The following is a 24426-nucleotide window of genomic DNA, read 5'->3' as shown; positions in this document are numbered from 1 at the left end:
TTCCCGGCATTGTGAAGGTCGGCGCTCTCAGCCATCGGTCGAAACGGTAACGGATTTCCATGCTTCGACCTCCTGCTTGAGGCGCTCGATCCTGTCCGACACAAGTCCAAGAGCATCGCTGCCGAGCAGGAGCTGCGGCGGAGGGGCGTCGGATTCGATCAGGTCCAGGACGGCTATGGCGAGCTTGTCGGGATCGCCGAGCTGCTTGCCGCTTTTGGATTGCCGCGCCTGCCGGATCGGGTCGAACTGCGCATCATAATCCGCGATTGATCGCTCGCTCCGGACCATCGAGCGTCCGGCCCAGTCGGTCCGGAAGGAGCCGGGGCAAAGGGCGGTCACTCGAACGCCGAATGGCGCCATTTCCGCGCGCATGACTTCGGAAATGCCCTGAAGGGCGAACTTGCTTCCGCAGTAATAGGCGATGCCGGGCATGGTGATCATGCCGCCCATGGAGGTGACGTTGATGATGAAGCCGCTGCGTCTTTCGCGGAAGCGCGGCAGGAAGGCTTTGGCGACCGCAACGGCGCCAAAGACGTTCACGTCGAACTGGCGGCCCATCTCCTCGAGGGACGACTCTTCAAGAATTCCCTCGTGACCGTAGCCGGCATTGTTGATCAGCACGTCGACCGGTCCATGGTCCTCCTCCGCCTGTCGAATAACGTCTGCTATCCGGTCGAACTCCGTTACGTCGCACAGGGTGGACCGCACTGCTGGCAAGCGTTCCGCCAGAGCTGCCCGCGACTGTTCCGAGCGGACGGTGCCGATAACCTTATGGCCCTGGCTGCTCGCGGCGGCTGCGATCGCGAAGCCGAAGCCGGAATTCGCTCCGGTGATGAAGAAGGTCTTCCGTGACATGATAGATGTTCTCTTCTTGATTGATCGATGCTCATGACCGATAATCTTCCAAACTGTTGTCATCGATTGCGAAAACTATGAATATCTTGCCAAATCCTATGATTGCGAAGGACGAAGGGTCGAGGCGTCGGGAATTGGTGGAGCTGGCGGGCCTTCTTGCTCCCAGCCAGGGATACAATCCAACGGCGCTTGCCGGTGTCCGGATTCTCAGGACCGAGGCGGTCCTTCACGACGTCCCGGTGCTCTACAAGCCGGGCGCGGTATTCGTCCTGCAAGGCCGAAAGCAGGGTATGCTTGAAGGCGAGGTCTATCTTTATGATGAGGAGCATTATCTGGCCGTATCGGTGCCCGTTCCGTTTCGGATGGAATCTTCAGCCAGCGCAGAACGCCCTTTGCTTGCCGTTTATGTCGAGTTCGACATGCTTCTGGCTGCCGAGATCGCCTCGGACGTGGGGGCGAGACGGTCTGTGCCAACGGCCGGCAAAGCGAGAAGCCTGATATCGAGCAGGATGGAGCCGATGATCGAGGATGTCGTGCTGCGCCTATTGCGGGCGCTCAGCGATCCCGTCGAGATTGCGGTTATGGGAGCAGGCATCCTGCGCGAGCTGCACTACCGGGTCCTCGTCGGTCCACAAGGCGGGGCGATGATTTCAGCCCTTCAGCAGCAGGGTATTTCCGGGAAGATCGTGCGCAGCCTGGCCCGATTGCGTGAAACCTACAGTTCCGAGATTTCGGTTGTGGCGCTGGCGCGTGAGGCGGGGATGAGCGTTCCCTCCTATCACGTTCATTTCAAGGCTCTGACGGGCAGCAGTCCGATGCAATATGTGAAGGCAATGCGGCTCCACGAGGCGCGGTTGATGATCGCGCGTCAAAGCGGGACGATTGCGGAGGTGGCGGCATCGGTCGGCTATGTCAGCCCCGCCCAGTTCAGCCGGGATTTCAAACGGCACTTCAGGCGGACGGCCTCGGAAGAGGCCAAGTGGGTTCGCCAGCATCTTGGCGAGCTCATCTGAACCCTCGAGATGGTTGCCGCCTGGCCCGGCACATCAGCCAGGCCTCAGGCCTGCTTGATGCCGCAGAGCATTTCGCGCTTGCCGGCAAAGCCTTGGCGTCGCTCCACGATAAATCCCGCCGCCTGCAGGTTTCGCCGCACGAAGCCAGCCGCTGCATAGGTGGCGAAGGTGCCGTTCGGACCCGTTTTGCCATGGAGCGTCTGCATCAGTTCCGGCGACCACATGTCGGCATTGCGCGAGGGCGCGAAACCGTCGAGATACCAGGCGTCAAAGCCCGGTTCGGCGTGGCTGACGCCTTCGAGAGCAGGGCCGCAAACAACGCTGAGGCGCGTATGCGCGTCGAGCCCGAGCGACACGATGCCATCCGGATGTGCAGGCCAGGCCGCGGCAAGAGCCTGGCGCTCGCTGTCGATTTCAGGCCAGTGCGATAAGGCACGATCGATTTCTTCGGCGCGCATGGGATAGAGTTCGAAGGACATGAAGTGCAGATCCGCACCGGGGGCGGCTTGCTGCCGCCAGTGGCGCCAGGTCTCACAGAAGTTCAGGCCGGTGCCGAAGCCGAGTTCGCCGATGCGGAAATCCTGCCGCCCGTGCCAGCGATCGGGCAGGCCATTGCCGGCGAGGAAGACGTGGCCGCATTCCAGCCTGCCGTCGGTCTGGCAATAAAAATGGTCGCCAAATGCGGTCGAATAGGGCATATCGCCGTCGCGCCATTCGAGCTCCGGGCTTGCCGTATTGGTTTCGGATGCCTTGGTCCGATCGGAAACTGGATCTGTCATGGAAAGAGCCGATAATCCTCCAGGACCTGTGGGTCAATCGTCCGTCGATCTGCTGATCGTCGGTGGCGGGATCATGGGCCTGTGGGCAGCTGTTCATGCCGAGCGTCTTGGCATCCGGGCATTGCTTGTCGAAGCGGGCCCTTTCGGACAAGGGGCGAGTGGCGGCCTGCTCGGTGCGCTGATGCCGCATATGCCGGGCAAATGGTCCGAGAAGAAGCAGTTTCAGTTCGACGCGCTTGTCGCGCTGGAGGCGGAGATTGCGGTCCTGGAGGCGGAGACCGGGCTTTCGGCTGGCTATCGTCGCGCCGGCCGCCTGATCCCGATGCCGAAGCCGCATTTGAGGCAGATCGCGCTTGGCCATTCCCGAGATGCGGAGGCGCATTGGCGGCATGGGGAGCGCCGGTTTCACTGGCATGTGCTCGATGCGGCACCCATCGAGGGCTGGATCGAACCTTCAGCCGGCGAAAGCGGATTTGTCCACGATACACTGGCGGCCCGCGTCGCGCCGCGGGCGTTTCTGGAAGTCCTGCGGAGGTTTCTGGCAGCGGCACGACATGTCCGGCTTTGCGAAGGCGTTACCGTCGAGAACATCGATCCAGAGCGGTGCCTTGCGCGTTCAAGCGATGGCGACATTCGCTTCGGACGTTGCATCCTTTCTGCCGGCTACCGCTCGTTTCCAATCCTTGATGAATTGACGGAGGGACGCAAAGCCTCGCTCGGTCAACCGGTCAAAGGGCAAGCGGCGATGCTGAAGGCCGATGTCGACGGTGGCTTGCCCGTTATCTTCCGCGATGGTCTTTATATCGTCCCGCATGAGAATGGGTTGGTCGCAGTTGGCAGCACGAGCGAGAATCGGTTCGACGATCCGTTGTCGACGGATGGACAACTCGACGATCTGCTTGCAGCGGCACGCGCCATGGCGCCGGTGCTTGCCGGCGCGCAGGTGGTCGAGCGTTGGGCGGGCCTGCGCCCGAAGGCCGTGGATCGCGATCCGATGGTGGGCGCGCATCCAGATCATCCGTCGTTAATCGCATTGACGGGCGGTTTCAAAGTGAGCTTCGGACTTGCGCATCGGCTGGCAGAGGCGGCGGTGCGGGAGGCGGCGGGTATGCGCCATTGCTTCAAGTTGCCGCAGAGTTTCACTTTAGCAAGTCATATTTCAGTCATATCACATAAAACGTGAATTCACGCCGCTTCCGGGTCGTCAATCTGTCACGCAAATCACCTATCTCCTTGGCCATCGGTGCCGGTTCGGTCTGCCTGATGTTACGCCCTGGAGGAATTTTATGCGGTATGCCATTTGCTTCACACCGTCTGCGAGCGATCCGCTGACGCTTGTGGCGGCGAATTGGCTCGGCCGCAACGTCTATTCCGGCGAGATGGTCGATCCGCCTGCGATCCGCGGGCTCGGCATTCACGAGATCGCTTTCTACACTGCAGTGCCGCGCCGCTATGGCTTCATGGGTTTGCTCAAGGCGCCGTTCCGGCTGGCAGAGGATATGTCCGAGGCCGGGCTGTTACGCGACCTGATGCGCTTTTCCGGCACGGTCGCGCCCTTCGAAATCCCAAGGCTCGAGGTTGCGCGGCTCGGCGGCGCGCTGGGCCTCGTTCCTTCGGCGCCAAGCCAGCAGATGCATTTCCTGGCGGCATCGCTGGTGCAGACCTTCGATCAATACAGGGCTCCCTTGAGCGAAGCAGAAATCGAGCGCATCGATCCGGACGGCCTGTCGGCGACGCAATTTGCCAATCTGCATCGCTGGGGGCATCCGCATGTCATGGACGAGTTCCGCTTCCAGATGATGCTGACGGGCACGGTTAGCCCCGCCGACATGGCGCGTATCGAGCATGCTTTGCGCGAGTTTTTCGAGCCGGCTCTCGCCGCGCCCGTTCCCGTAGCCAACATCGCGCTTATGATGGAAGATGGGGCAGGCGGCCCCTTCCGCGTGCACTCGCTGCATCCGATGGGAAAAGTCAGCGCGCGCAAGATCGCCTAGATTAGCGACTGGCGCGCGCCAATACCTCGCTTTGAAGCGAAAGTGATTTTCCCAGTTTCCGTCTCGACTTTCCCGGCATGGATGTTACCGTTCCGCGATCAGAGAAGGTGCATCCAATGTCGGAAATCTACCCCCGTAATCTCGTCGGCTATGGCCGCAACACTCCGGACCCGAAATGGCCGGGTGACGCCCGCATCGCGGTGCAGTTCGTGATCAACTATGAAGAGGGTGGGGAAAGCTGCATTCTCGACGGTGACCCAGGGTCCGAAAACCTGCTCTCCGAGATCGTTGGCGCGGCCACCTGGCCGAATCAGCGCAATCTCAACATGGAATCGATCTACGAATATGGTTCACGTGCCGGCTTCTGGCGGTTGTGGCGCATGTTCACCGAGCTCAAGGTTCCGGCGACCGTCTATGGCGTGACACTTGCGATGGCGCGCAATCCGGAAGCGGTTGCCGCCATGAAGGAAGCGGGTTGGGAAATTGCCAGCCACGGCTATCGCTGGCTGGAATACAAGGACTTTTCCGAGGATCTGGAACGCAAGCACATCATCGAAGCCGTTCGGCTGCACACGGAACTGACCGGTGAGCGGCCGTACGGGATGTATCAGGGCAAGCCGTCCGACAACACGCTGCGGCTCGTCATGGAGGAGGGTGGCTTCCTCTATTCCTCCGACTCCTATGCCGACGATCTGCCTTTCTGGATCGATGGTTTGAACGGCAAGCCGTTCCTGATCATCCCCTATACGCTCGAAACCAACGACATGCGTTTTGCGACGCCGCAGGGTTTCAACTCCGGCGACCAGTTCTTCACCTATCTCAAGGATGCCTTCGACACGCTCTATGAAGAGGGCAAGCAGGGCAGCCCGAAGATGATGTCCGTGGGGTTGCATTGCCGCCTTGTCGGCCGTCCCGGCCGCGCCGCCGCCTTGCGGCGGTTCATCGAATATGTGCAGAAGCACGACAAGGTATGGATCCCAAAGCGGATCGAGATCGCCAACCACTGGTATGAGAATCATCTTCCCGGAGGCGCGCGCTGATATGATCTCGCGGGACGATTTTGTCGGCCGCTTCGGCGGCGTCTTCGAACATTCGCCTTTCGTTGCCGAGCGCGCTTATGATGCCGGCGCGATTGTGGAGCCATTGACCTCCGGCGGCGTGCATTCGACACTGGTGAAGGTCTTCCGTGCTGCCAGTGAAGCGGAGCGGCTCGGCGTGCTGCAGGCTCACCCGGATCTCGCCGGCCGGTTGGCGATTGCCGGCGAGCTGACCGAGGATAGCCGCAAGGAGCAGGCCGGTGCCGGGCTCGACCGGCTGAGCCCCGAGGAGCATGCTCGCTTTACCGAACTCAATGCGGCCTATGTGACGAAGTTCGGCTTTCCCTTCATCATTGCGGTGAAGGGGCTCGGCAAGGACGATATTCTTGCGGCCTTCGAAACCCGGATCGACAATGGCCGGGATGCGGAATTTGCGACGGCCGCCGCTCAGGTCGAGAAGATCGCTCTCCTGCGTCTGCAATCGATGCTGCCTGAAGCCTGATGTGCGGCCTGCGGGCCGCCATCCTTCCTTTGCATATCGCCGCATGGGCTTCCCAGGAATGTGCGTGCTATTTTTCGGTCCGTTCATGGCTTAGCATCCGCTTGATAAAACACCAAGTCATGGGGCCGCGGGAGCATTGAACAGAGATAGAAGCGGCCAGATGAGCCGCGACGCCGAAGGGCGTATCATCGAGAAGACAGCGGGCATCGCCGGCGAAAGGAAGCCGGCATGAGCCTGGATCGGTTGATCGCCTACCTTGAGCACATGCAACAGGCTGCATCCGAAACCGGTCAATTCCTCCGGGACGTCGATCAAGTCACCTTCTTCAAGAGTGTCGAGAAACAGCGTGCCGTCGGCATGAATCTCCTGCTGATCGGCGAGGTTGCCACACGCATTGCTGAAGAATATCCGGAGTTTGTCGTTGACCATCCGGAGCTGCCTTGGCATGTGATGCAGGACTTCCGGAATCGGATTGCGCAAGGGTATGTCGACATCGAGTTGGCGGCCCTGTGGGGCATCGTGCACAAATCCCTTCCGGAGTTGCTCCTGCAACTGGACTCCATTCGCCACTGGCGAGCGGAAGGCGAATAATCAGTCAATGACACAGCATCTAGATATCCATCCTTTGGCAAAGGCCTCGTTCGAGCCATTCGGCGATGTGATCGAGGCGGATCCCGCGACCATGCGGTACATCAACGGTGGCACGACCGAGCGTTTCCATGCGTTGTCGAATGCCGAAGCTCTCGGTGACGGGGCGCGGGTTATCCTGAACCTCTTTCGCGGCCAGCCGCGTGCCTTTCCCTTCTTGATCGACATGATGGAGCGCCATCCCTTCGGCAGCCAGTGTTTCGTGCCGCTGAACGGCCGGCCGTTCCTCATCGTTGTTGCAGAGGATGAGGGTGGCAAGCCGGGCCGGCCGCAAGTCTTCCTTGCGCGCGGCGACCAGGGCGTGAATTACCGGGTCAATGTCTGGCATTATCCCCTGATGGCACTCGACGAGCAGAGCGATTTCCTTATCGTGGATCGTGATGGGTCGGAGAACAACCTCGAGGAATATTTCTTCAACACGCCCTTCATCATCGGAGCACCGACGCTATGACCGGACTGACCACTCACGTGCTCGATACTGCTCTCGGCAAGCCGGCCGAAGGCCTGGTCATCGATCTCTTCAGGATCGAGGGTGACGCTCGCACGCATCTGAAGACGGTAACGACCAATGCCGACGGGCGCGTGGATGGCGGCCCCATTCTGATCGGCGACAGCTTCGTTGCCGGCACTTATGAGCTGCTGTTCCGCGCTGGAGACTATCTGCGTGCCAGCGGCACCAGGCTGCCGGAGCCGGCTTTCCTCGATCTGGTGCCGATCCGGTTCGGTATCGCTGATACCACGGCGCATTATCATGTGCCGCTGCTGATTTCGCCCTACGGCTATTCCACCTATCGCGGGAGCTGAGATTTGCGTTTTGCAGCCATAGCAGACATTCACGGCAATCATCTGGCGCTCGAGGCCGTGCTTGCGGATATCCGCAGGCAAGGCATCACCGAGATCGTCAATCTCGGCGATTGCTTCAGCGGGCCGCTGACGGCGGGAAAGACGGCCGACTTGCTGCTGGAACTGAATGCGCTGACGGTGCGTGGCAATCACGACCGGTATCTGATCGAACAGGCGCCTGAAACGATGCATGTTTCAGATAGGGTCGCGCATTCTGAACTGACGGAGCGCCATCTCGAATGGCTGCGCGCCTTGCCCGTCAGTGCGGTTCATCTGCATGAGGCCTATCTCTGCCATGCGACGCCGGCTAATGATAGTGTCTATTGGCTCGAATCCGTCTCACAGGACGGTCATGTCTATTTGAAGCCGCTGGAAGAGATCGAGGCGCTTGCCGCCGGTATCGATTTCCCGCTGATCCTGTGCGGTCATAGCCATATTCCACGCGCCGTTCGCCTTTCAGACGGCCGCCTGATCGTCAATCCCGGCAGCGTCGGTTGCCCGGCCTATGATGATGATCTGCCCTACCATCACCAGGTGGAGGCCGGTCATCCCTTCGCTTCCTATGCCATTCTGGAAAAGGCTGGTGATCATTGGCTGCCGGCCTTCCGACAGGTCGCCTATGATCACATGGCAATGGCGGAACTTGCGGCGCAGAATGGCCGCGAGGAGTGGGCGAGCGGTCTGGCGACGGGCTGGCTGCGCTAGAATATGCCGCGTAAAATTGTGTAGCGGTTTTGCGGCAACGACTGCGCTTTTAAAGGTCAGCCAGAATCGACCGGTCCACCGCCTTGATATCCCGCTTGCCGCAGAGCGCCATGGAGATATCCAGCTCCTTGCGGATGATTTCGAGCGCCAGCGAGACGCCTTCCTTGCCCATGGCGCCGAGACCATAAAGGAAGGGGCGACCGATAAAGGTGCCCTTGGCGCCGAGGGCTAGGGCCTTCAGCACGTCCTGGCCGGAGCGGATGCCGCCGTCCATATGCACCTCGATCCTGTCGCCAACGGCATCGACGATCCTCGGTAGCATGCTGATGGAGGAATGCGCGCCGTCGAGCTGCCGTCCGCCATGGTTGGAGACGATGATGGCGTCGGCGCCGGTATCGACGGCCGCCTTTGCATCCTCAGGGTCAAGAATACCCTTGATGACCAGCGGGCCGCCCCATTGCTCCTTGATCCAGGCGACATCGCTCCAGGAGAGCTTGGGGTCGAACTGCGAATGCGTCCAGTGCGACAGGGTCGTCATGTCGGAAATATCCTTGGCATGGCCGATGATATTGCCGAAGGAACGACGCTTGGTTTTCAGCATCTCCATGCACCAGCCTGGTCTTATCGCCATCTGCCAGAGGTTTTTCACCGTCATTTTCGGCGGCGCCGAAAGCCCGTTGCGGATATCGTTATGGCGCTGCCCGAGGATCTGCAGGTCGGCCGTCAGCACCAGCGCCGAGCATTTTGCCGCCTTGGCACGCTGGATCAGGTTCAGGACGAAATCGCGGTCCTTCATGACGTAGAGCTGAAACCAGAAAGGCTGCTTCGTGACCGAGGCGATGTCCTCGATCGAGCAGATGCTCATCGTCGAGAGCGTGAAGGGAATGCCGAATTCTTCCGCAGCGCGTGCTGCCAGCATCTCGCCATCGGCGTGCTGCATGCCTGTAAGACCGGTCGGCGCCAGCGCCACGGGCATGGATGCCTTCTGGCCGACCATCGTGGTTGCCAGCGACCGGTCGGACATGTCGACGAGGACGCGCTGACGCAGCTTGATCTTGGCGAAATCCGCCTCGTTCGCGTGATAGGTCGACTCTGTCCACGATCCGGAATCGGCATACTGGAAGAACATTTTCGGCACGCGCCGCTGTGCAAGCGTTTTCAGTTCGGCGATGGTCAGCGGCGCGGTCATGGCTCTTTGCCTTCTGGATGGTTACATGGAGGTGGGTTGGGATTGCCTCATTGCAGGATCGATTTCATCGGATTTCCAGCAACATAGGTTTCGACGATCGCCCGGTCGTCGCCCATGGTCTGAAGCAGGAACAGCTCTTCGGTGAGGCTCTTCGTCACCTCCATCTTCAGCGCCATGGCCGATGTTGCGGCGGCGTTGAGGACGATGAGGTCGGCTTCGGTGCCGGCGTCGAGCGTGCCGATCTTGTCGACGAGCGAGAGCGCCTCGGCATTGCCGCGCGTCATGTAATAGTAGCTTTCGAGCGGGTTCAGGCGCTCGCCGAGCAACTGCTGGATCTTGTAGGCCTCATCCATGGTGCGCAGCATCGAATAGCTGGAGCCGCCGCCGATATCGGTGGCAACACCGATGCGTATGGGCTTTTCGCGACGTGCCAGCGCCTTCAGCGGGAAGAGGCCGGAGCCGAGAAACAGGTTCGAGGTCGGGCAATGCACCGCAACCGCGCCGGCCTCGCTCATGGCGTCGGCTTCGCGCTCCGAGAGGTGGATCGCATGGCCGAACAGGCTCTTGGGGCCTAGCAGCCCGTAGCGCGCATAGATATCGGTATAGTCGATGGCTTCCGGATAGAGCTCGCAGGTAAAGGCGATCTCCTCGTGGTTTTCGGAGAGATGTGTCTGGATATGCAGATCCGGGAATTCGCGGGCAAGCGCGGCCGTCGCCTCCATCTGCGCCGGCGTCGAGGTGATGGCGAAGCGCGGCGTGATGGCGACATGGTTGCGGCCTTTGCCGTGCCAATCAGCGATCACCTGACGGGTCTCGTCATAGCCCATCTCCGGCGTGTCGAGCAGGCCCTGCGGCGCATGGCGATCCATCATCACCTTGCCGCCGACCATGCGCATGTTGCGGCGCATGGCTTCGGCAAAATAGGCATCGGCGGAGGTCTTGTGCACCGAGCAGTAGGCAACTGCCGTGGTAGTGCCGTGGCGGATCATCTCGTCATAGAAATGCTTGGCGATCCGCTCGGCATGGGCGCTTTCGACGAAGCGGCATTCCTCGGGGAACGTATAGGTATTCAGCCATTCCAGGAGGTTGGCGGCATAGGAGGCGATCACCTGCATCTGCGGGAAATGCAGGTGCATATCGATGAACCCCGGCAGGATCAGATGCGGGCGGTGGTCGATTTCGATGACGCCTTCCGGCGCCTGCGCCTTTATATCAACGTAGGGGCCGGTCGCGACGATCATGCCGTTCTCGATCAGCAGGCCGCCGTCGCTTTCGTAAGCGTAGCTGCCCGTATCATCGAGGCTTTGCGGCAGGCGCTTGAAGGAAAGCAGTCGGCCGCGCAGAAGGGTGGTCATTGGCTTTTTTCTCCGATGGAGCTTTCGAACCAGGCGACCAGCAATTTGCGTTCCTCGGGCGTCACCTCGGTGACATTGCCCGGAGGCATGGCATGGCTGCGGCCGGCCTGAATATAGATCTCCCGGGCATGCATAGCGATTTGCTCGTCATTTTCCAGCATTACGCCCTTTGGCGGCCGAACAATCCCCTCATAGACGGGTTCGGCCGAATGGCACATGGTGCAACGCGTCGAAACTATCTCTTTGACGGACGAGAAATGTATATCCGAGGCATACTGCTGGAAGGCGGGAGGAATTGCATTGGCCTCCTTCTCGTCGGTCAGCACCTTCGGAACGGTCGAAAGCCACATGATGATAATGAAGAGGACGACGGTAACGATCCAGGTCCAGGTTGGATGACCCTTGCGGGCATGTGTCGTGTTGAACCAGTGACGGATGGTGACCCCCATGAGGAAAACCAGCGCCGCGATCACCCAATTATAGGCTGTGCCGAAAGCCAACGGATAGTGGTTCGACAGCATGAAGAAGATGACAGGCAGCGTCAGATAGTTGTTGTGCAGCGAGCGCTGCTTGGCGATACGGCCATATTTAGGGTCGGGCGTGCGGCCGGCAATGAGGTCTGCGACAACGATCTTCTGATTGGGAATGATGATCATGAAGACGTTCGCCGACATGATCGTCGCGGTGAAGGCGCCGAGATGCAGGAAGGCGGCGCGGCCGGTGAAGAGATGCGTGTAGCCCCAGGCCATGAAGACCAGGACGGCGTAAAGCACGATCATCAGGCCCCAGGTGTTGTTGCCGAGCGGGGACTTGCAAAGCAGGTCGTAGACGATCCAGCCGCCGGCAAGCGAAGCGAGCGAAATCAGGATTGCGACGGGAACGCTGACATCGAGCACATGCCGGTCGATGAGGAAGAGATTGGCACCGCCGTAATAGACGATGCACAGCATCAGGAAGCCGGAAATCCAGGTGAAATAGCTTTCATATTTGAACCAGGTCAGGTGCTCTGGCATCTGCGCGGGAGCCACGAGATATTTCTGGATATGATAAAAGCCGCCACCGTGGACTTGCCATTCTTCGCCATAGGCGCCGGGTGGAAGATGTGGGCGCTTCACCAGCCCGAGATCGAGCGCGATGAAGTAGAAAGACGAACCGATCCAGGCAATGGCGGTTATGACGTGGAACCAGCGGGCGGCAAAAGCCAGCCATTCCCACGCTATGGCGTATTCATACATTCAGTTCCCCTTTTCTTCCTCCGACTCCGCACCTTGCAAAATGTTGGCGACGGAGGGAAGGGGGAGAGTTTGCTGCGCCCGCAAAAAGCCACGCTCTTGTCTGGCGCCCCGGCCGCATTAGATCAGATTATGGCAGTTTTTTAATAAAACGCCCTCGGCTGCTTGGAGCGGGCCGTGTCCGCGGCAGCCGTCTATCTTTCGACGGAGAATTGCCCATGCGTGGTATTCTGACGTTCGTATTTTTTCTTCTCTCAGCAGCCTTCGCCCTGGCGCATGAGGCGCCCTCCGGCTGGTCCTACGACCCATATTGCTGCAATGGTGACAGCAAGACGGGGGATTGCGAGATGATCCCCTCGCGCACCGTCACCATTGTACCCGGCGGCTATCGAGTGACGCTCAATCCCGGCGATCATCGCTATATAACGCATGCGCATATCTTCAACCTACCGCAGAATAAGGCCATGCGTTCGCCTGACGGGGCTTATCATCTCTGTCTGTTTCCGGACGAGAACACGCCGCGATGCTTCTATGCGCCTGACATGTCTGATTGAGCGTTATTCCAGCGGCATGCCGAATTCGCCGAGAAGCCAATCCCTGAAGGCGCGGATCCGCGGCGTATGACGCCTGTTTTCCGGATAAGCGATCCAATAGTCCGTATTGTCGGACGAAAGAATATCGAAGGGCTGGATCAACCGGCCGGAGGCCAGATCATCCGCATAGAACTCCGGGGTCAGGATGGCGACACCCTGACCGGCCAACGCCGCGCTCGCCTCGAAGCTCTGGGCGCCGAGCCTGCTTCGCGGCCGGCCCTGGAGGCCGGGGTCGGGGACGCCAGCCTCCTTAAACCATTGGACCCACCATGGGTCGCCCGCATCGATGATGCGGAGCTTCAGGAGGTCGGCCGGTTCGTGTATGCCGCCGACCGTTTCCGCAAGCGCCGGGCTCAGCATCGGCGTGAAATAGACCTTCATCAAAAGATGGGCGCGCAGTCCCGGCCACTGGCCACGTCCGGCGCGGATGGCGATATCGGAGGGCTCCCGGGCGAAGTCGATGATCGAGCCCGAGGTGTCCAGCCGAACGGCGATATTGGGATGCTTCAGCTGAAACGAACCGATATGGCGGGCCAGCCACTGTGAGGCGAAGGTGGGGGTCGAATGGATGCGCAACGTCGTTTCGGCGTCGCCGCTGATCGAGGCCATGGCCTCCTGCAGCAGGGCGAAGGCTTCAGCGATTTTCGGTGCAAGCTGCTCCCCGGCCTCGGTCAACAGGATCTGCCGCGGACGACGCAGGAATAGCGGCTCCCCCACAGTCTCCTCCAGCAGCTTGATCTGATAGCTGACCGCCGTCTGCGTCATGCCAAGCTCTTCGCCGGCCCGCGTGAAACTGCCGTGCCGGGCAGCGGCCTCGAAGACGCGTAGCGCATTCAGCGGGAAGCGCTTGGACTGCTTCATGGATAAGTTCTCTTTATGTATGCAGACGATAGTTCGATTGGAATTCCAGCATTTTTTGCATGAAACTGCAAATCATATCGTTGATTTGACTGAGGTGTTGTCATGGATTGCTATGTTGTAGAACCGGTGCGGGCAGCGCGGCCTTCGGTTCTGTCGCGTCTTCGGGAATCGCTATCGCAGGTGTTCCTTGCGCATCGAGAACCATCGCCGCATCTCGATCTCGACGAGATGCCGGATCGGCTGAAGCGTGACCTTGGATTTCTCGATGGACGCGAGCCGCATTATGACGACAGGCGGCTGCTGTAGATGGTGAGGACTGGCGAGGGGTAAGGAAAGGTCACTGATTTTGAATATTGTGATGAACGGAGAGTATGTACCCCCTCTGTCACTGTCGTGACATCTCCCCCACAAAGGGGAGATCGTTGGGAGTCTGCCGCGCCGACTGGCAGAACATCACAACATCGTTTGCATGGATGTTAGGTTCGTTTGATACGCGCGGAAGAGGCCACGGTTTACCAACCTCCCCCCTTGTGGGGGAGATGTCACGACAGTGACAGAGGGGGTATGCTGCGGCATATTCAAGCCTGAAGTTCGACCTCAGACCCCCTGCTTGTCGCCATCACGGCAACCTTCCCATCCTGGGAGGACTCACATGCCCTTCAGGCGCTCCACCGCCATCAGCACGCGTTCCGGCGTGGCAGGGGCGTCGAGACGCGGGCAGACGCGGTAATCCGCGACGCTGGCGACCGCCATCGATAGTGCCTCCAGCACTGAGATCGGCAGCATGAAGGGCGGCTCGCCGACCGCTTTCGAGCGGCCGATGGTGGCTTCCGTATTTTCCGACCATTCCGCCAGGCGCACGTTGAAGATCTTCGGGCGGTCGGAGGCGAGCGGGATCTTGTAGGTGGAGGGTGCGTGTGTCCGCAGCCGGCCCTTGGCGTCCCACCAGAGCTCTTCCGTCGTCAGCCAGCCCATGCCTTGGACGAAGGCACCTTCGACCTGGCCGATATCGATAGCCGGATTAAGCGAACGGCCGACGTCGTGGAGGATATCGGCGCGGTCGATCAAATATTCGCCGGTGAGCGTATCGATCGACACTTCCGAGCAGGCGGCGCCATAGGAGAAATAGTAGAAGGGCGTGCCGCGGCCGGCCTTGCGATCCCAATGGATCTTCGGGGTCTTGTAGAAGCCGGCGGCCGAGAGCTGGACACGGGCGAAATAAGCCTGCTTGACGAAATCGGGGAAGGAGATTTCCGTTTCTCCGATCCGCACACGGTTCGGCAGGAACTGAACCTCCTCGGCGCCGACGCCCCATTTTTCGGCCGCGAAGGCGACCAGCCTTTCTTTGATTTGGCGAGCGGCATCATAAGCCGCCATGCCGTTCAGGTCGGAGCCGGAGGAGGCAGCCGTTGCCGAGGTATTCGGCACCTTGCCCGTCGTCGTCGCGGTGATCTTCACCCGCTCGATATCGACCTGGAAGCTGTCGGCCAGAACCTGCGCAACCTTCGTATAAAGACCCTGGCCCATTTCTGTGCCGCCGTGGTTCAGGTGAATGGAGCCATCCTGATAGATATGCACCAGCGCGCCGGCCTGATTGAAGGCGGTCATGGTGAAGGAAATGCCGAACTTCACCGGTGTCAGCGCAATGCCCTTGCGGATGAAACGGCTGGAGCGGTTGAATTCGATGATCGCCTTGCGCCGCGCCTGATAGTCGGAACTCTGTTCCAGCTCATCGACGATGCGGTTGATGATATTGTCGGTGACCTCCTGATGATAGGGGGTCAGCGTCCGGCCCGAGCCCGGCTGGCCGTAGAAATTGGCGCGTCGGACCTCCAGTGGGTCCTTGCCGAGCGCATAGGCAATCTCCTCGATCATGCGTTCGCCGCCGACCATGCCTTGCGGGCCGCCGAAACCGCGGAAGGCGGTGTTGGAGACGGTATGCGTCTTCAGCGGCTTCGAGACCAGGTGCACATGCGGATAGAAATAGCTCGAATCCGCGTGGAACAGCGCGCGGTCGGTCACCGGACCGGAAAGATCGGAGGAGAAGCCGCAGCGAGCGGCATAGGTGGCGTCGACAGCGTGGATGCGGCCTTCATCGTCGAAGCCGACTTCGTAGTCCACCAGGAAGTCGTGACGCTTGCCCGTGGCGCTCATGTCCTCGTCGCGGTCGGGACGGAATTTCACGGCACGGCCGAGCTTCTTGGCGGCGACGGCGGCGAGTGCTGCGAACTGATTGCCCTGCGTTTCCTTGCCGCCAAAGCCGCCGCCCATGCGGCGCACATTGACGGTCACGGCATTGGACGGAATGCCGAGGACATGGCCGACGATATGCTGGATTTCGCTTGGATGCTGCGTTGACGACCAGACCGCGACCTCATCGTCCTCGCCGGGGATCGCCATGGCGATATGGCTTTCGAGATAGAAATGCTCCTGACCGCCGATGCGCATCTGCGCCTTGATACGATTGATGGCGTTGGCCATCTCGGTTTCAGGCTCGCCGCGCTTCAGTGTCATCGGTTCGTAGACGAGCGGCGCGCCATTGGCGAGCGCGCCGTCGATATCGCTCCAATGCGAGAGGTCGCGATAGTCGATCTTGGCAAGGCGGGCGGCGCGGCGGGCGGCGTCGCGCGTTTCGGCGATGACTGCGAAGATCGGTTGGCCGTGGAACTCGACCTTGGTTTCGGCAAGCAGTGGCTCGTCGTGCATGCCGTTGGAGCTGGTGTCGTTGACGCCAGGTATATCCGCGCCGGTGAAGACCCAGACGACACCCGGATAGGCTTTAACGGCCGAGAGATCGATGCCGGCAATCTCCGCATGGGCACGGTCGGAAAGGCCGAGTGCTCCGTGCAGCAGCCCGGCAGGCTCGGGAATATCGTCGATATAATCGGCGGCTCCGGTGACGTGCTTGTGTGCGGAATCATGTTTCAGCGACCCATGCATGGAGCCGTTGATGACGACCTTGCGTTCATCGAAAGAGGATTTGTCCATGGCTCAGACCTCCGCCGCCGCAAAGCGCTTCAATTCCTGCGGTGCACCTGATGTCTCGAGATAGAAGCGGATGAGCAGGTTCTTGGCGGTCAATTGGCGATATTCGGCCGAGGCGCGCCAATCGGTCAGCGGCGTGTAGTCCGCGTCGAAGGCGTTGCGTGCGGCCATGACGGTTGCCTCCGTCCACGGCTTGCCGATCAATTCTGCCTCGACCATGCGCGCGCGCTTCGGCGTACCGGCCATGCCGCCGAAGGCGATGCGGATATCTTCGACATTGCCGGCAGCATCCAATGACAGATGGAAGGCGCCGCAGGCGGCCGAAATATCCTCGTCGCGGCGCTTGGAGATCTTGTAGACGGCGAAATGCGCTGAAACGGCCGGGTAGGGCACGAAGATGCCTTCCACAAATTCGCCGGGATGCCGGTCCTGCTTGCCATAATCGATGAAGAAATCCTCCAGCGGCAGGCTGCGCGTTCCCGCTGTCGAGCGCAATTTGACCGTTGCGCCGAGCGCGATCAGCGGCGGTGGCGTGTCGCCGATCGGCGAGCCGTTGGCGATATTGCCGCCGATCGTGCCCATGTTGCGCACCTGCTCGCCGCCGATTCGATTGATGAGGCTTGCAAAGGCCGGGATCTTTTCGCTGATCGCTGCAAAGGCGCGGCTATAGGTGACGCCGGCGCCGATGCTCAGCCCTTCCGCTTCCACCGAGATTTTCTGCAGATCGGTCAGGTGGTTGATGAAGACGACCGGATTGAGCCGGCGCATCTGCTTCGTCACCCACAGGCCGACATCGGTCGAGCCGGCGACAACGGTTGCCTTCGGCTCTGCGGCAAGCACCTGTGCCAAAGCGGAAACGGAGCCCGGCACGATGAGGTGATCCTCACCCTCGACAATCTCGATGGTGTCGCCGCCCTGCATGGCCCAAAGGCGGGCGATGATATCGGCTCTGGTTTTTTCGAGGGGATCGAAGAGCGCGCTCGGCCGCTTCTGGCTGACCTGCTCTGCCGCCTTGACGATCGGCTCGTAGCCCGTGCATCGACAGAGATTGCCCTGCAGCGACTTCTCGATCTGCGCGCGGCTCGGCTTCTCCGTCGAAAGCCACAGGCCATAGAGCGACATGATGAAGCCCGGCGTGCAGAAACCGCATTGCGAGCCGTGGCAATCGACCATGGCCTGCTGCACGGGATGGAGGGTGCCATTCTGGGCGGCCAGATGCTCGACAGTCACGACATGCGTCGCATGCAGCGAGCCGACGAAGCGGATGCAGGCATTGACGGACTCATAATGCAGCCCGCCATCGATCAGGCGTCCCACAAGCACCGTGCAGGCGCCACAATCGCCTTCCGCGCAGCCTTCCTTCGTTCCTGTCAGGCGCCGCTGTAGGCGCAGGAAGTCGAGCAGCGTCTCGGTGGGGCGCAGGCTGGATAGCGTGATATCCTCGCCGTTGAGGATAAAGCGAATACTGTCGCTCATGTCGTTCCCGTTTATAATGTCTTGGTGGGGCCGGATGCGCAGACGAATCCGGCCCTAACCGTATATGGTTATTCTGCGGTCCAGCCACCGTCAATCGAGACGTGCGTGCCGGTCACCTGGCGTGCCTCGTCGCTGGCAAGGTAGAGCGAGAGGGCGCCGATCTCCTCGGCCTTGACGAATTCATGCGTGGGCTGGGCCTTGAGGATGACTTCGTTCTTGACCTGCTCCTCGGTCATACCGCGGGCCTTCGCGGTGTCCGGGATCTGCTTCTCGACAAGCGGGGTCAGCACGTAGCCGGGGCAAATGGCGTTCACCGTGACGCCGAATTCGGCAAGCTCCAGCGCCGCCGTCTTGGTCAGCCCAAGTATACCATGTTTTGCAGCGACATAGGCGGATTTGAACGGGGAGGCGACCAGGCCGTGTGCCGAGGCGATGTTGATGATGCGGCCGTATTTTTTGGCCTTCATCAGGGGAATTGCGGCGCGGATCGTGTGGAAGGAGCTGGAGAGATTGATCGCGATGATCTGATCCCACTTCTCGATGGGGAAATCCTCGATTTTCTCGACATGCTGGATGCCGGCATTGTTGACGAGGACATCGACGCTGCCGAAGGTGGAATTGGCCGTTGCAATCATGTCGGCGATCTCGGCGGGCTTGGTCATGTCGGCCGGATGATAGATCACCTTACCGCCGCCGGAGGCTTCGAGCTTGCTCTTGATCGCATCGATTTCCTCCGGTTTTCCGAAGCCGTTGATGACGACGTTATCGCCCTTTGCGGCGAAGGCCGTCGCGATGGCGAGGCCGATACCGCTCGTGGAACCGGTGACGACAACTGTTCTAGCCATGATCTTCTCCTTGGACAGCGCAGCTTCCCTGCTGCAGTGCAAAACGGCCCAAACCTAGTCCCAAACCTGCGGATATGGCAATCGCATTGCTACCGGCCCCTCGGCCACGATGCCGTGAAGCGGAAAGCGTATCCTTTGGCGAAAAATTTCGTTTTGCTTTCTTTTCACATTCGTTTTGCTCGCGTATTTGTTGTTTCGGGATGCAATAAGGCGGGAGGAATGCATGAGCGGTTATGTCTTGGCGATCGATCAGGGAACGACGTCGACGCGGGCTATCGTTTTCGACGGCAAGATGAAGGTGGCCGGTGTCGGGCAGAAGGAATTCACCCAGCATTATCCGAAGCCCGGCTGGGTCGAGCATGATCCGGAAGAGATCTGGTCCTCTGTTCTCGTCACCGTTCGCAAAGCGATCGAGGCTGCCGGCATTACCGCCAAGGATATTTCCGCGCTCGGCATCACCAACCAGCGCGAGACAGTCGTCGTCTGGGATCGCGAGACGGGCAAGCCGATCCACAACGCCATCGTCTGGCAAGACCGCCGCACGGCGAGCTATTGCGAGAAGCTCAAGCGTCAGAACCTGGAAAAGCTGTTCACACGCCGCACCGGCCTGCTGCTCGATCCCTATTTCTCCGGCACCAAGCTCGCCTGGCTCTTGACCAATGTGAAGGGTGCGCGTTCCCTTGCCGCCAAAGGCAAGCTGTGCTTCGGCACCATCGATACCTTCCTGATCTGGCGGCTGACTGGCGGCAAGAGCTTCGTCACCGATGCAACCAATGCCTCGCGGACGCTGATGTACAATATCGGCGCGAACGAATGGGACGAGGAGCTGCTCGACATCCTGCGAGTTCCCGCGGCGATGCTGCCCGAAGTGAAGGATTGCGCCGATGATTTCGGCGTGACCGATTCCTCGCATTTCGGCGCCGAAATTCCGATCCTCGGCGTTGCCGGCGATCAGCAGGCGGCAACGATCGGCCAGGCCTGCTTCGAGCGCGGCATGATGAAATCCACCTATGGCACCGGCTGCTTCGCGCTTCTCAATACCGGCGCGGATATGGTGCGTTCGAAAAGCCGCCTGCTGACGACCATTGCCTACCGGCTGAATGGCGAGACGACCTATGCGCTGGAAGGCTCGATCTTCATCGCGGGCGCCGCCGTGCAATGGCTGCGTGATGGTCTGAAGGCGATCCAGCGCGCTTCGGATTCCGGCGAGCTGGCGGCAAAGGCCGATCCGCTGCAGGAGGTCTATCTCGTGCCGGCTTTCACTGGCTTAGGAGCGCCGCATTGGGATCCGGATGCACGCGGCGCGATCTTCGGCCTTACGCGCAATACCGGACCTGAGGAAATCGTCCGGGCGGCGCTGGAAGCCGTCTGCTACCAATCGCGCGATCTGCTGGATGCCATGCATAGGGATTGGCGCAATGGCAGCGGGCAGGATACGGTGCTGCGTGTCGATGGCGGCATGGTCGCTTCCGACTGGACGATGCAGCGGCTCGCCGATCTGCTGGATGCACCGGTCGACCGCCCGACGATCCTCGAAACGACCGCGCTGGGTGCTGCCTGGCTTGCGGGCAGCCGCGCCGGCGTTTGGCCGGATCGTGCGGGTTTCGCGAAGGCCTGGGCGCGTGACAAGCGCTTCGAGCCCGGCATGGATGACAAGACCCGAAACGCGAAGCTTAAAGGCTGGAAGAGCGCGGTCTCGCGCACCTTGAGTACACGGCAGGGATGATCGGCCTTCGCCGACCGCTCACCCTAGGTTATATCGTGTAAGATTTCTTTATTTTGCTTATATAAGTGCGCGCAGCGATACTCGCATTGTTCGTGGCTCGGGGAGGATTCCGGGCCACCTTTCGCCGGAGCGAGCCGTTCGAGGACGGACGCCTTCTTAAGAGACGATAAAGCGAATAATGGCTGCTCAATTTTCCGAACTGAAAAAACATTACTATCGGCAGATCAAATATCATTTGACCAGACCGAAGCCGCCGATGCTGGCCAAGCGGTTCGATGGGCCTGTTCTCGTCGTCGGCTCGGCACCCGTTTCGAACAGGCCGGCGGATTTCGATGAGAGCTTCCGGGTCATCACCATCAATGGTTCGCAGATGGTGACGAAGGGCTGGGGAATAGAGGCGCCCGACGTGACGCTCGTCCAGTTCAACCAGATCGAGGGAACGAATACAAACGCCGTCGAGGTGCGCCGCGTGCTGAATGGCGAGCGCACGAAGATGCTCTACGTCCTGTTATGGCGGAAGGAGTTTCAGCGGCTGGAAGACGGGCTGAAAGCCTTCAATTACGGCTACGACAAGCTTGAGATCGTCGATCGCTACAAGCGCATGGCATTGCTCGACCGGGTCGGCGGGGTGAAGTGCAGCGAGCTCGGTGCGGACGACAAATGCTCCAACGGCATCAACGCCGTGCTCTTCGCGCTCTATAATGGCGCGACTGAAGTCATCATCACAGGCATCAATCCCGATTCCGGTGGGCACGTCTACAACACGGAAAATCTGGCGCGACTGCATGTGCGGAAGGACCGTGAGGTTCTCGAGCGGCTGATCGAGCGCGGCTATCCTGTGTTCACCGCCGATCCTGGCGTTTCGCAATCGGTCGGTCTGCCGCTATGGACAGGCAAGGCGAAGGCCGGCCGGACAGTCGAAGCCGATGCCAAGGGCAAGCGACCGGCACCGATAACGGCTGCGGCTGTCATCAACCCTTGAGCCAAGGGCTCGCCAACGGTCAATCTGCGGCTGACGCTGGTCGTGATTCCGTGCCAAGATCGCGGCATGGAATCACTCGATTGAGCAGAGGTCAGTCCAATGCTGATGCCGCCGCCACCACGGCCGGGCGACAAGGTGCGCTTTGTGTCGCCCGCAAGCTCGCCCGACAGGGACAGGGTTCTGAGGAACGCCGAAATCCTGAAGGGCTGGGGGCTTACAGTCGATTTCGGCGAACATGTCTTCCGCAAGTGGAATTATCTTGCTGGCACGGACGAAGAGCGGCTGTCGGACCTTAACGCCGCGCTTCGCGATCCCGATGTGCGGGCGATCTTCACCACGCGCGGCGGCAAGGGAGCTTATCGCATCGCGGATCAACTGGATTTTGCCGCGGCGCGGCGTGCCCCGAAATTCGTCATCGGCTTCAGCGATATCACCGCATTGCATTTGATCCTGCTGAGGCATTGCCATCAGGTCGGCATTCACGGCGCTTTTTCTATCGGGCCGGGTGAAGAGAGCGTTAGCCCCTATACGCATGACTCGCTACGGCAGGCGTTGATGGCAATCGAGGACATCATCATTGCAGCGCGCCCGGAAGAGCCGACCTCGCGGCTGACGACAAACGGAACGGTCAAGGGCAGGCTGATCGGTGGCAACCTCGATATGGTGGCGGCATCCGCAGGCTGGGCGCTGCCGGATATGCACGGTGCCATCCTGCTGCTTGAGGCCATCGGTCTGTATCCCGGTCAGGTGGACCGGCAGATGACGATGCTGCGCAAAGCGGGGCATCTGGATGGTTTGGCAGGTGTTGCTGTCGGTCAGTTTACCGACTTCGAATTCGATCGCCCTTATTCGGTAATCGATATCCTGCGTGAGCATTTGACGGCACTGAATGTCCCGATCCTCGGCGGCTTGCCGCTCGGGCATGGCGATAGCCCGGCAAGCGCCTTGATCGGTGCGGTGGCGGAGCTCGATGCGAAGGCCGGTATCCTGGCGATCCGGCGGGGGAACGTCTGACGTCCTCTTCAATATTTTTTTGACGTAGCCTGTCGGTGCAGATGATATTCCTTCGTCTTTAAAGGGAGAAGGGAATCCTCATGCTCTATGCGATCCTATGCTACAACGACGAAGATACCGTATTCGCCTGGTCCAAGGAACAGGAGGAGGCAACCATGGCACGGCTGATTGCCGTGCAGGAGCCGCTCAGGGAGGCCGGCAAGCTCGGTCCCGTGGCGCGCTTGATGCCGACGACGGCGGCAACGACGTTGCGCAAGGGCAAGAACGAGCCGATCGTCATTGACGGTCCCTTTGCGGAAACGAAGGAGCAGTTGCTCGGCTTCTATGTGGTCGATTTCGAGACCCTCGACGAAGCCATCGGTTTTTCGAAGGAGCTTGCGGCGGCCAATCCTGGCGTCGGCTCCTATGAAATCCGCCCGCTTTACGTCTTCCGGCCGGGAGCTGTTGCGACATGACCGACATTGCTTGGATCGACATCGCTCTTACCAATGCCCGGCCCCAGGTAATGGGCGCGCTTTTGCGCTATTTCCGCAATCTCGACACCGCCGAGGAGGCCTTTCAGGAGGCCTGCCTCAGGGCTTTGAAGACCTGGCCCGACAAGGGGCCGCCGCGCGATCCCATTGCCTGGCTGATCTTCGTCGGCCGCAACAGCGGCATCGATACGGTGCGCAAGCAGGCCAAATTGCAGAGCCTGCCGGATGAAGAGGCGATCTCCGATACGAGTGATGTGGAGAGTGATCTGGCCGAACGGCTTGATGGCTCCGGATACCGCGACGATATTCTCCGGCTGCTGTTCATCTGCTGCCATCCGGATCTGCCGGCAACGCAGCAGATTGCGCTGGCTTTGCGCATCGTTTCCGGCCTTTCGGTGCAGCAGATCGCCCGCGCTTTTCTGGTGAGCGAGAGCGCGATGGAGCAGCGGATCACCCGCGCGAAGGCACGGGTGGCCGCAGCCGGTGTTCCCTTCGAGACGCCGGGCGCCGTCGAGCGGAGCGAAAGGCTGGCTCTCGTGAGCGCCATGATCTACCTCATCTACAACGAGGGCTATTCCGCCGGTGGGACGCATCGCGAGGCCGCCGCCTTCGCCGACGAGGCGATCCGGCTTGGCCGGTTGCTGTTGCGGATCTTTCCCTCCGAGCCGGAAACCATGGCGCTGCTGGCGCTGATGCTCCTGCAGCAATCGCGCAAGGACGCTCGTTTCGATGCGGACGGGCAGATCATCCTTCTGGAAGATCAGGATCGTTCGCTATGGGATCGGACATCGATAGACGAGGCGCTCGCCCTTCTCGACAAAGCGATCCGCCATCGCCGGCCAGGCCCCTATCAGGTTCAGGCGGCGATCGCAGCGCTGCATTCGAGGGCAAAGAGGGCTGAGGATACGGACTGGGAAGAGATCGACCTTCTCTATCAGATGCTGGAGCGGTTGACGCCGTCACCCGTCGTCACGCTCAACCGTTCGGTCGCGCTCTCGAAGCTGAAGGGGCCTGAAGAGGCTCTGGCACTCGTTGCGACGCTGGAAGCGCAGCTTGACAGCTATTTCTATTTTCATGGAGTGAGGGGCGGCCTGCTCGCGCAGTTGGGCCGCTCGCAGGAGGCGCGCGTCGCCTTCGACAGAGCCATCGCACTTGCCCGTTCGCCCGCCGAGGCCGCCCATATCCGCCATCAGCTCGATTGTCTGAGCGCGGATGCTGTTGCCGCTGCAAAATAATCGAAAAATCTGCGTCTGCGCTGTCGGGAAATGACGGTCTCGAACGTCATTAGAGTATGAGCCAAGCAGGCCGCGTCAAGCAGC

At 60.5% G+C, this 24426-nt stretch carries 25 protein-coding genes; 16 read left to right on the top strand and 9 right to left on the bottom strand.

Going from position 1 to position 24426, the window contains the following annotated elements:
• Positions 1 to 27 precede the first annotated feature (27 nt).
• A complete protein-coding gene (locus GA0061103_RS13325; RefSeq protein WP_092711865.1) occupies positions 28 to 855 on the bottom strand; it encodes an oxidoreductase in 828 nt (275 codons plus the stop codon).
• An 83-nt stretch (positions 856 to 938) separates the two neighbouring features.
• Here GA0061103_RS13325 and GA0061103_RS13320 point away from each other — a divergent pair, with 83 nt between their 5' ends.
• On the top strand, positions 939 to 1868 hold the full coding sequence (locus GA0061103_RS13320; protein WP_092712791.1) for an AraC family transcriptional regulator: 930 nt from the start codon (positions 939 to 941) through the stop codon (positions 1866 to 1868).
• A 44-nt stretch (positions 1869 to 1912) separates the two neighbouring features.
• Here the strand turns inward: GA0061103_RS13320 and mnmC2 are convergent, their stop codons facing one another.
• Complete coding sequence (gene mnmC2 / locus GA0061103_RS13315) at positions 1913 to 2647, bottom strand: tRNA (5-methylaminomethyl-2-thiouridine)(34)-methyltransferase MnmC2 (protein WP_092711863.1); 735 nt, start codon at positions 2645 to 2647, stop codon at positions 1913 to 1915.
• Here mnmC2 and GA0061103_RS13310 point away from each other — a divergent pair.
• From GA0061103_RS13310 to GA0061103_RS13275, 8 genes are all read left to right on the top strand, one after another.
• The gene (locus GA0061103_RS13310; protein ID WP_092711861.1) at positions 2646 to 3830 is read left to right on the top strand and encodes an NAD(P)/FAD-dependent oxidoreductase; all 1185 of its coding nucleotides are present in this window, start codon (positions 2646 to 2648) and stop codon (positions 3828 to 3830) included. The two genes, mnmC2 and GA0061103_RS13310, sit on opposite strands and share 2 nt — an antisense overlap.
• Before the next feature lie 103 nt (positions 3831 to 3933).
• Positions 3934 to 4641: a DUF1045 domain-containing protein gene (locus tag GA0061103_RS13305; protein ID WP_092711859.1), complete on the top strand. Its 708-nt coding sequence runs from the start codon at positions 3934 to 3936 to the stop codon at positions 4639 to 4641.
• 116 nt (positions 4642 to 4757) lie between these two features.
• Positions 4758 to 5681: an allantoinase PuuE gene (gene puuE / locus GA0061103_RS13300; RefSeq protein WP_092711857.1), complete on the top strand. Its 924-nt coding sequence runs from the start codon at positions 4758 to 4760 to the stop codon at positions 5679 to 5681.
• Between the two features lies 1 nt (position 5682).
• Positions 5683 to 6180 carry a 2-oxo-4-hydroxy-4-carboxy-5-ureidoimidazoline decarboxylase gene (gene uraD, locus GA0061103_RS13295; protein WP_092711855.1) on the top strand — a complete coding sequence of 166 codons (498 nt, stop codon included), beginning with the start codon at positions 5683 to 5685 and terminating at the stop codon, positions 6178 to 6180.
• Between the two features lie 228 nt (positions 6181 to 6408).
• Positions 6409 to 6771, top strand: a complete 363-nt coding sequence (locus GA0061103_RS13290) for a HepT-like ribonuclease domain-containing protein (protein ID WP_092711853.1) — start codon at positions 6409 to 6411, stop codon at positions 6769 to 6771.
• Between the two features lie 7 nt (positions 6772 to 6778).
• Positions 6779 to 7279 (top strand): ureidoglycolate lyase, encoded by a 501-nt coding sequence (locus GA0061103_RS13285; protein WP_092711851.1) that lies wholly within the window; start codon positions 6779 to 6781, stop codon positions 7277 to 7279.
• Entirely contained in the window at positions 7276 to 7632 is a 357-nt protein-coding gene (gene uraH, locus GA0061103_RS13280) for a hydroxyisourate hydrolase (protein ID WP_092711849.1), read from the top strand. The genes GA0061103_RS13285 and uraH overlap by 4 nt, the downstream gene beginning before the upstream one ends.
• Positions 7633 to 7635: 3 nt before the next feature.
• Positions 7636 to 8376, top strand: coding sequence for a metallophosphoesterase family protein (locus tag GA0061103_RS13275; RefSeq protein ID WP_092711847.1), 741 nt, complete (start codon positions 7636 to 7638; stop codon positions 8374 to 8376).
• 49 nt (positions 8377 to 8425) lie between these two features.
• Here the strand turns inward: GA0061103_RS13275 and GA0061103_RS13270 are convergent, their stop codons facing one another.
• Genes GA0061103_RS13270 through GA0061103_RS13260 form a run of 3 tightly spaced genes read right to left on the bottom strand, consistent with a single transcriptional unit; the run spans position 8426 to position 12155 of the window.
• Complete coding sequence (locus GA0061103_RS13270) at positions 8426 to 9565, bottom strand: alpha-hydroxy acid oxidase (protein WP_092711846.1); 1140 nt, start codon at positions 9563 to 9565, stop codon at positions 8426 to 8428.
• Between the two features lie 47 nt (positions 9566 to 9612).
• A complete protein-coding gene (gene guaD, locus GA0061103_RS13265; protein ID WP_092711844.1) occupies positions 9613 to 10920 on the bottom strand; it encodes a guanine deaminase in 1308 nt (435 codons plus the stop codon).
• Positions 10917 to 12155, bottom strand: a complete 1239-nt coding sequence (locus GA0061103_RS13260) for a urate hydroxylase PuuD (protein ID WP_092711842.1) — start codon at positions 12153 to 12155, stop codon at positions 10917 to 10919. The genes guaD and GA0061103_RS13260 overlap by 4 nt, the downstream gene beginning before the upstream one ends.
• 215 nt (positions 12156 to 12370) lie before the next feature.
• On the opposite strand from GA0061103_RS13260, the gene GA0061103_RS13255 reads away from it, so the two are divergent.
• On the top strand, positions 12371 to 12706 hold the full coding sequence (locus GA0061103_RS13255) for a hypothetical protein (protein ID WP_092711840.1): 336 nt from the start codon (positions 12371 to 12373) through the stop codon (positions 12704 to 12706).
• Between the two features lie 3 nt (positions 12707 to 12709).
• Here GA0061103_RS13255 and GA0061103_RS13250 read toward each other — a convergent pair whose 3' ends face one another.
• Positions 12710 to 13606: a LysR substrate-binding domain-containing protein gene (locus GA0061103_RS13250; protein WP_092711838.1), complete on the bottom strand. Its 897-nt coding sequence runs from the start codon at positions 13604 to 13606 to the stop codon at positions 12710 to 12712.
• 102 nt (positions 13607 to 13708) lie between these two features.
• On the opposite strand from GA0061103_RS13250, the gene GA0061103_RS13245 reads away from it, so the two are divergent.
• On the top strand, positions 13709 to 13912 hold the full coding sequence (locus tag GA0061103_RS13245; protein WP_092711836.1) for a hypothetical protein: 204 nt from the start codon (positions 13709 to 13711) through the stop codon (positions 13910 to 13912).
• Between the two features lie 342 nt (positions 13913 to 14254).
• Here GA0061103_RS13245 and xdhB read toward each other — a convergent pair whose 3' ends face one another.
• The 3 genes from xdhB to GA0061103_RS13230 form a co-directional block, all read right to left on the bottom strand.
• Positions 14255 to 16594, bottom strand: a complete 2340-nt coding sequence (xdhB, locus tag GA0061103_RS13240; protein ID WP_092711834.1) for a xanthine dehydrogenase molybdopterin binding subunit — start codon at positions 16592 to 16594, stop codon at positions 14255 to 14257.
• Positions 16595 to 16597: 3 nt separating this feature from the next.
• Positions 16598 to 18067: a xanthine dehydrogenase small subunit gene (gene xdhA / locus GA0061103_RS13235; RefSeq protein ID WP_092711832.1), complete on the bottom strand. Its 1470-nt coding sequence runs from the start codon at positions 18065 to 18067 to the stop codon at positions 16598 to 16600.
• A 68-nt stretch (positions 18068 to 18135) separates the two neighbouring features.
• Entirely contained in the window at positions 18136 to 18912 is a 777-nt protein-coding gene (locus GA0061103_RS13230) for a 3-hydroxybutyrate dehydrogenase (RefSeq protein WP_092711830.1), read from the bottom strand.
• Between the two features lie 223 nt (positions 18913 to 19135).
• Between GA0061103_RS13230 and glpK the strand changes: the two genes are divergently transcribed.
• From glpK to GA0061103_RS13205, 5 genes are all read left to right on the top strand, one after another.
• Positions 19136 to 20638 (top strand): glycerol kinase GlpK, encoded by a 1503-nt coding sequence (gene glpK, locus GA0061103_RS13225; protein ID WP_092711828.1) that lies wholly within the window; start codon positions 19136 to 19138, stop codon positions 20636 to 20638.
• Positions 20639 to 20816: 178 nt separating this feature from the next.
• A complete protein-coding gene (locus GA0061103_RS13220; protein ID WP_092711826.1) occupies positions 20817 to 21620 on the top strand; it encodes a membrane-anchored protein in 804 nt (267 codons plus the stop codon).
• 99 nt (positions 21621 to 21719) lie between these two features.
• Entirely contained in the window at positions 21720 to 22634 is a 915-nt protein-coding gene (locus GA0061103_RS13215; RefSeq protein ID WP_245304747.1) for a S66 peptidase family protein, read from the top strand.
• Between the two features lie 80 nt (positions 22635 to 22714).
• On the top strand, positions 22715 to 23089 hold the full coding sequence (locus tag GA0061103_RS13210) for a YciI family protein (protein ID WP_092711824.1): 375 nt from the start codon (positions 22715 to 22717) through the stop codon (positions 23087 to 23089).
• Positions 23086 to 24342 (top strand): RNA polymerase sigma factor, encoded by a 1257-nt coding sequence (locus GA0061103_RS13205; protein WP_092711822.1) that lies wholly within the window; start codon positions 23086 to 23088, stop codon positions 24340 to 24342. Before GA0061103_RS13210 ends, GA0061103_RS13205 begins: the two co-directional genes overlap by 4 nt.
• The last annotated feature ends 84 nt before the right edge of the window (positions 24343 to 24426 follow it).

Origin of the sequence: Martinezella multihospitum (assembly GCF_900094585.1) — a bacterium.
GTDB classification, from domain to species: domain Bacteria; phylum Pseudomonadota; class Alphaproteobacteria; order Rhizobiales; family Rhizobiaceae; genus Rhizobium; species Rhizobium multihospitium.
The sequence above is the reverse complement of the archived record's forward strand: the minus strand, read 5'-3'. Positions and strand labels throughout refer to the sequence as shown.

What these genes read in the sequence shown, in the direction of transcription:
- GA0061103_RS13250 (WP_092711838.1), bottom strand. Translation starts at nt 13,606, where the DNA reads ATGAAGCAGTCCAAGCGCTTCCCGCTGAATGCGCTACGCGTCTTCGAG.
- uraH (WP_092711849.1), top strand. Translation starts at nt 7,276, where the DNA reads ATGACCGGACTGACCACTCACGTGCTCGATACTGCTCTCGGCAAGCCG.
- glpK (WP_092711828.1), top strand. Translation starts at nt 19,136, where the DNA reads ATGAGCGGTTATGTCTTGGCGATCGATCAGGGAACGACGTCGACGCGG.
- GA0061103_RS13245 (WP_092711836.1), top strand. Translation starts at nt 13,709, where the DNA reads ATGGATTGCTATGTTGTAGAACCGGTGCGGGCAGCGCGGCCTTCGGTT.
- GA0061103_RS13260 (WP_092711842.1), bottom strand. Translation starts at nt 12,155, where the DNA reads ATGTATGAATACGCCATAGCGTGGGAATGGCTGGCTTTTGCCGCCCGC.
- guaD (WP_092711844.1), bottom strand. Translation starts at nt 10,920, where the DNA reads ATGACCACCCTTCTGCGCGGCCGACTGCTTTCCTTCAAGCGCCTGCCG.
- GA0061103_RS13325 (WP_092711865.1), bottom strand. Translation starts at nt 855, where the DNA reads ATGTCACGGAAGACCTTCTTCATCACCGGAGCGAATTCCGGCTTCGGC.
- puuE (WP_092711857.1), top strand. Translation starts at nt 4,758, where the DNA reads ATGTCGGAAATCTACCCCCGTAATCTCGTCGGCTATGGCCGCAACACT.
- xdhA (WP_092711832.1), bottom strand. Translation starts at nt 18,067, where the DNA reads ATGAGCGACAGTATTCGCTTTATCCTCAACGGCGAGGATATCACGCTA.
- GA0061103_RS13205 (WP_092711822.1), top strand. Translation starts at nt 23,086, where the DNA reads ATGACCGACATTGCTTGGATCGACATCGCTCTTACCAATGCCCGGCCC.
- GA0061103_RS13310 (WP_092711861.1), top strand. Translation starts at nt 2,646, where the DNA reads ATGGAAAGAGCCGATAATCCTCCAGGACCTGTGGGTCAATCGTCCGTC.
- GA0061103_RS13230 (WP_092711830.1), bottom strand. Translation starts at nt 18,912, where the DNA reads ATGGCTAGAACAGTTGTCGTCACCGGTTCCACGAGCGGTATCGGCCTC.
- GA0061103_RS13305 (WP_092711859.1), top strand. Translation starts at nt 3,934, where the DNA reads ATGCGGTATGCCATTTGCTTCACACCGTCTGCGAGCGATCCGCTGACG.
- GA0061103_RS13285 (WP_092711851.1), top strand. Translation starts at nt 6,779, where the DNA reads ATGACACAGCATCTAGATATCCATCCTTTGGCAAAGGCCTCGTTCGAG.
- uraD (WP_092711855.1), top strand. Translation starts at nt 5,683, where the DNA reads ATGATCTCGCGGGACGATTTTGTCGGCCGCTTCGGCGGCGTCTTCGAA.
- GA0061103_RS13215 (WP_245304747.1), top strand. Translation starts at nt 21,720, where the DNA reads ATGCTGATGCCGCCGCCACCACGGCCGGGCGACAAGGTGCGCTTTGTG.
- GA0061103_RS13255 (WP_092711840.1), top strand. Translation starts at nt 12,371, where the DNA reads ATGCGTGGTATTCTGACGTTCGTATTTTTTCTTCTCTCAGCAGCCTTC.
- GA0061103_RS13270 (WP_092711846.1), bottom strand. Translation starts at nt 9,565, where the DNA reads ATGACCGCGCCGCTGACCATCGCCGAACTGAAAACGCTTGCACAGCGG.
- GA0061103_RS13290 (WP_092711853.1), top strand. Translation starts at nt 6,409, where the DNA reads ATGAGCCTGGATCGGTTGATCGCCTACCTTGAGCACATGCAACAGGCT.
- GA0061103_RS13220 (WP_092711826.1), top strand. Translation starts at nt 20,817, where the DNA reads ATGGCTGCTCAATTTTCCGAACTGAAAAAACATTACTATCGGCAGATC.
- xdhB (WP_092711834.1), bottom strand. Translation starts at nt 16,594, where the DNA reads ATGGACAAATCCTCTTTCGATGAACGCAAGGTCGTCATCAACGGCTCC.
- mnmC2 (WP_092711863.1), bottom strand. Translation starts at nt 2,647, where the DNA reads ATGACAGATCCAGTTTCCGATCGGACCAAGGCATCCGAAACCAATACG.
- GA0061103_RS13210 (WP_092711824.1), top strand. Translation starts at nt 22,715, where the DNA reads ATGCTCTATGCGATCCTATGCTACAACGACGAAGATACCGTATTCGCC.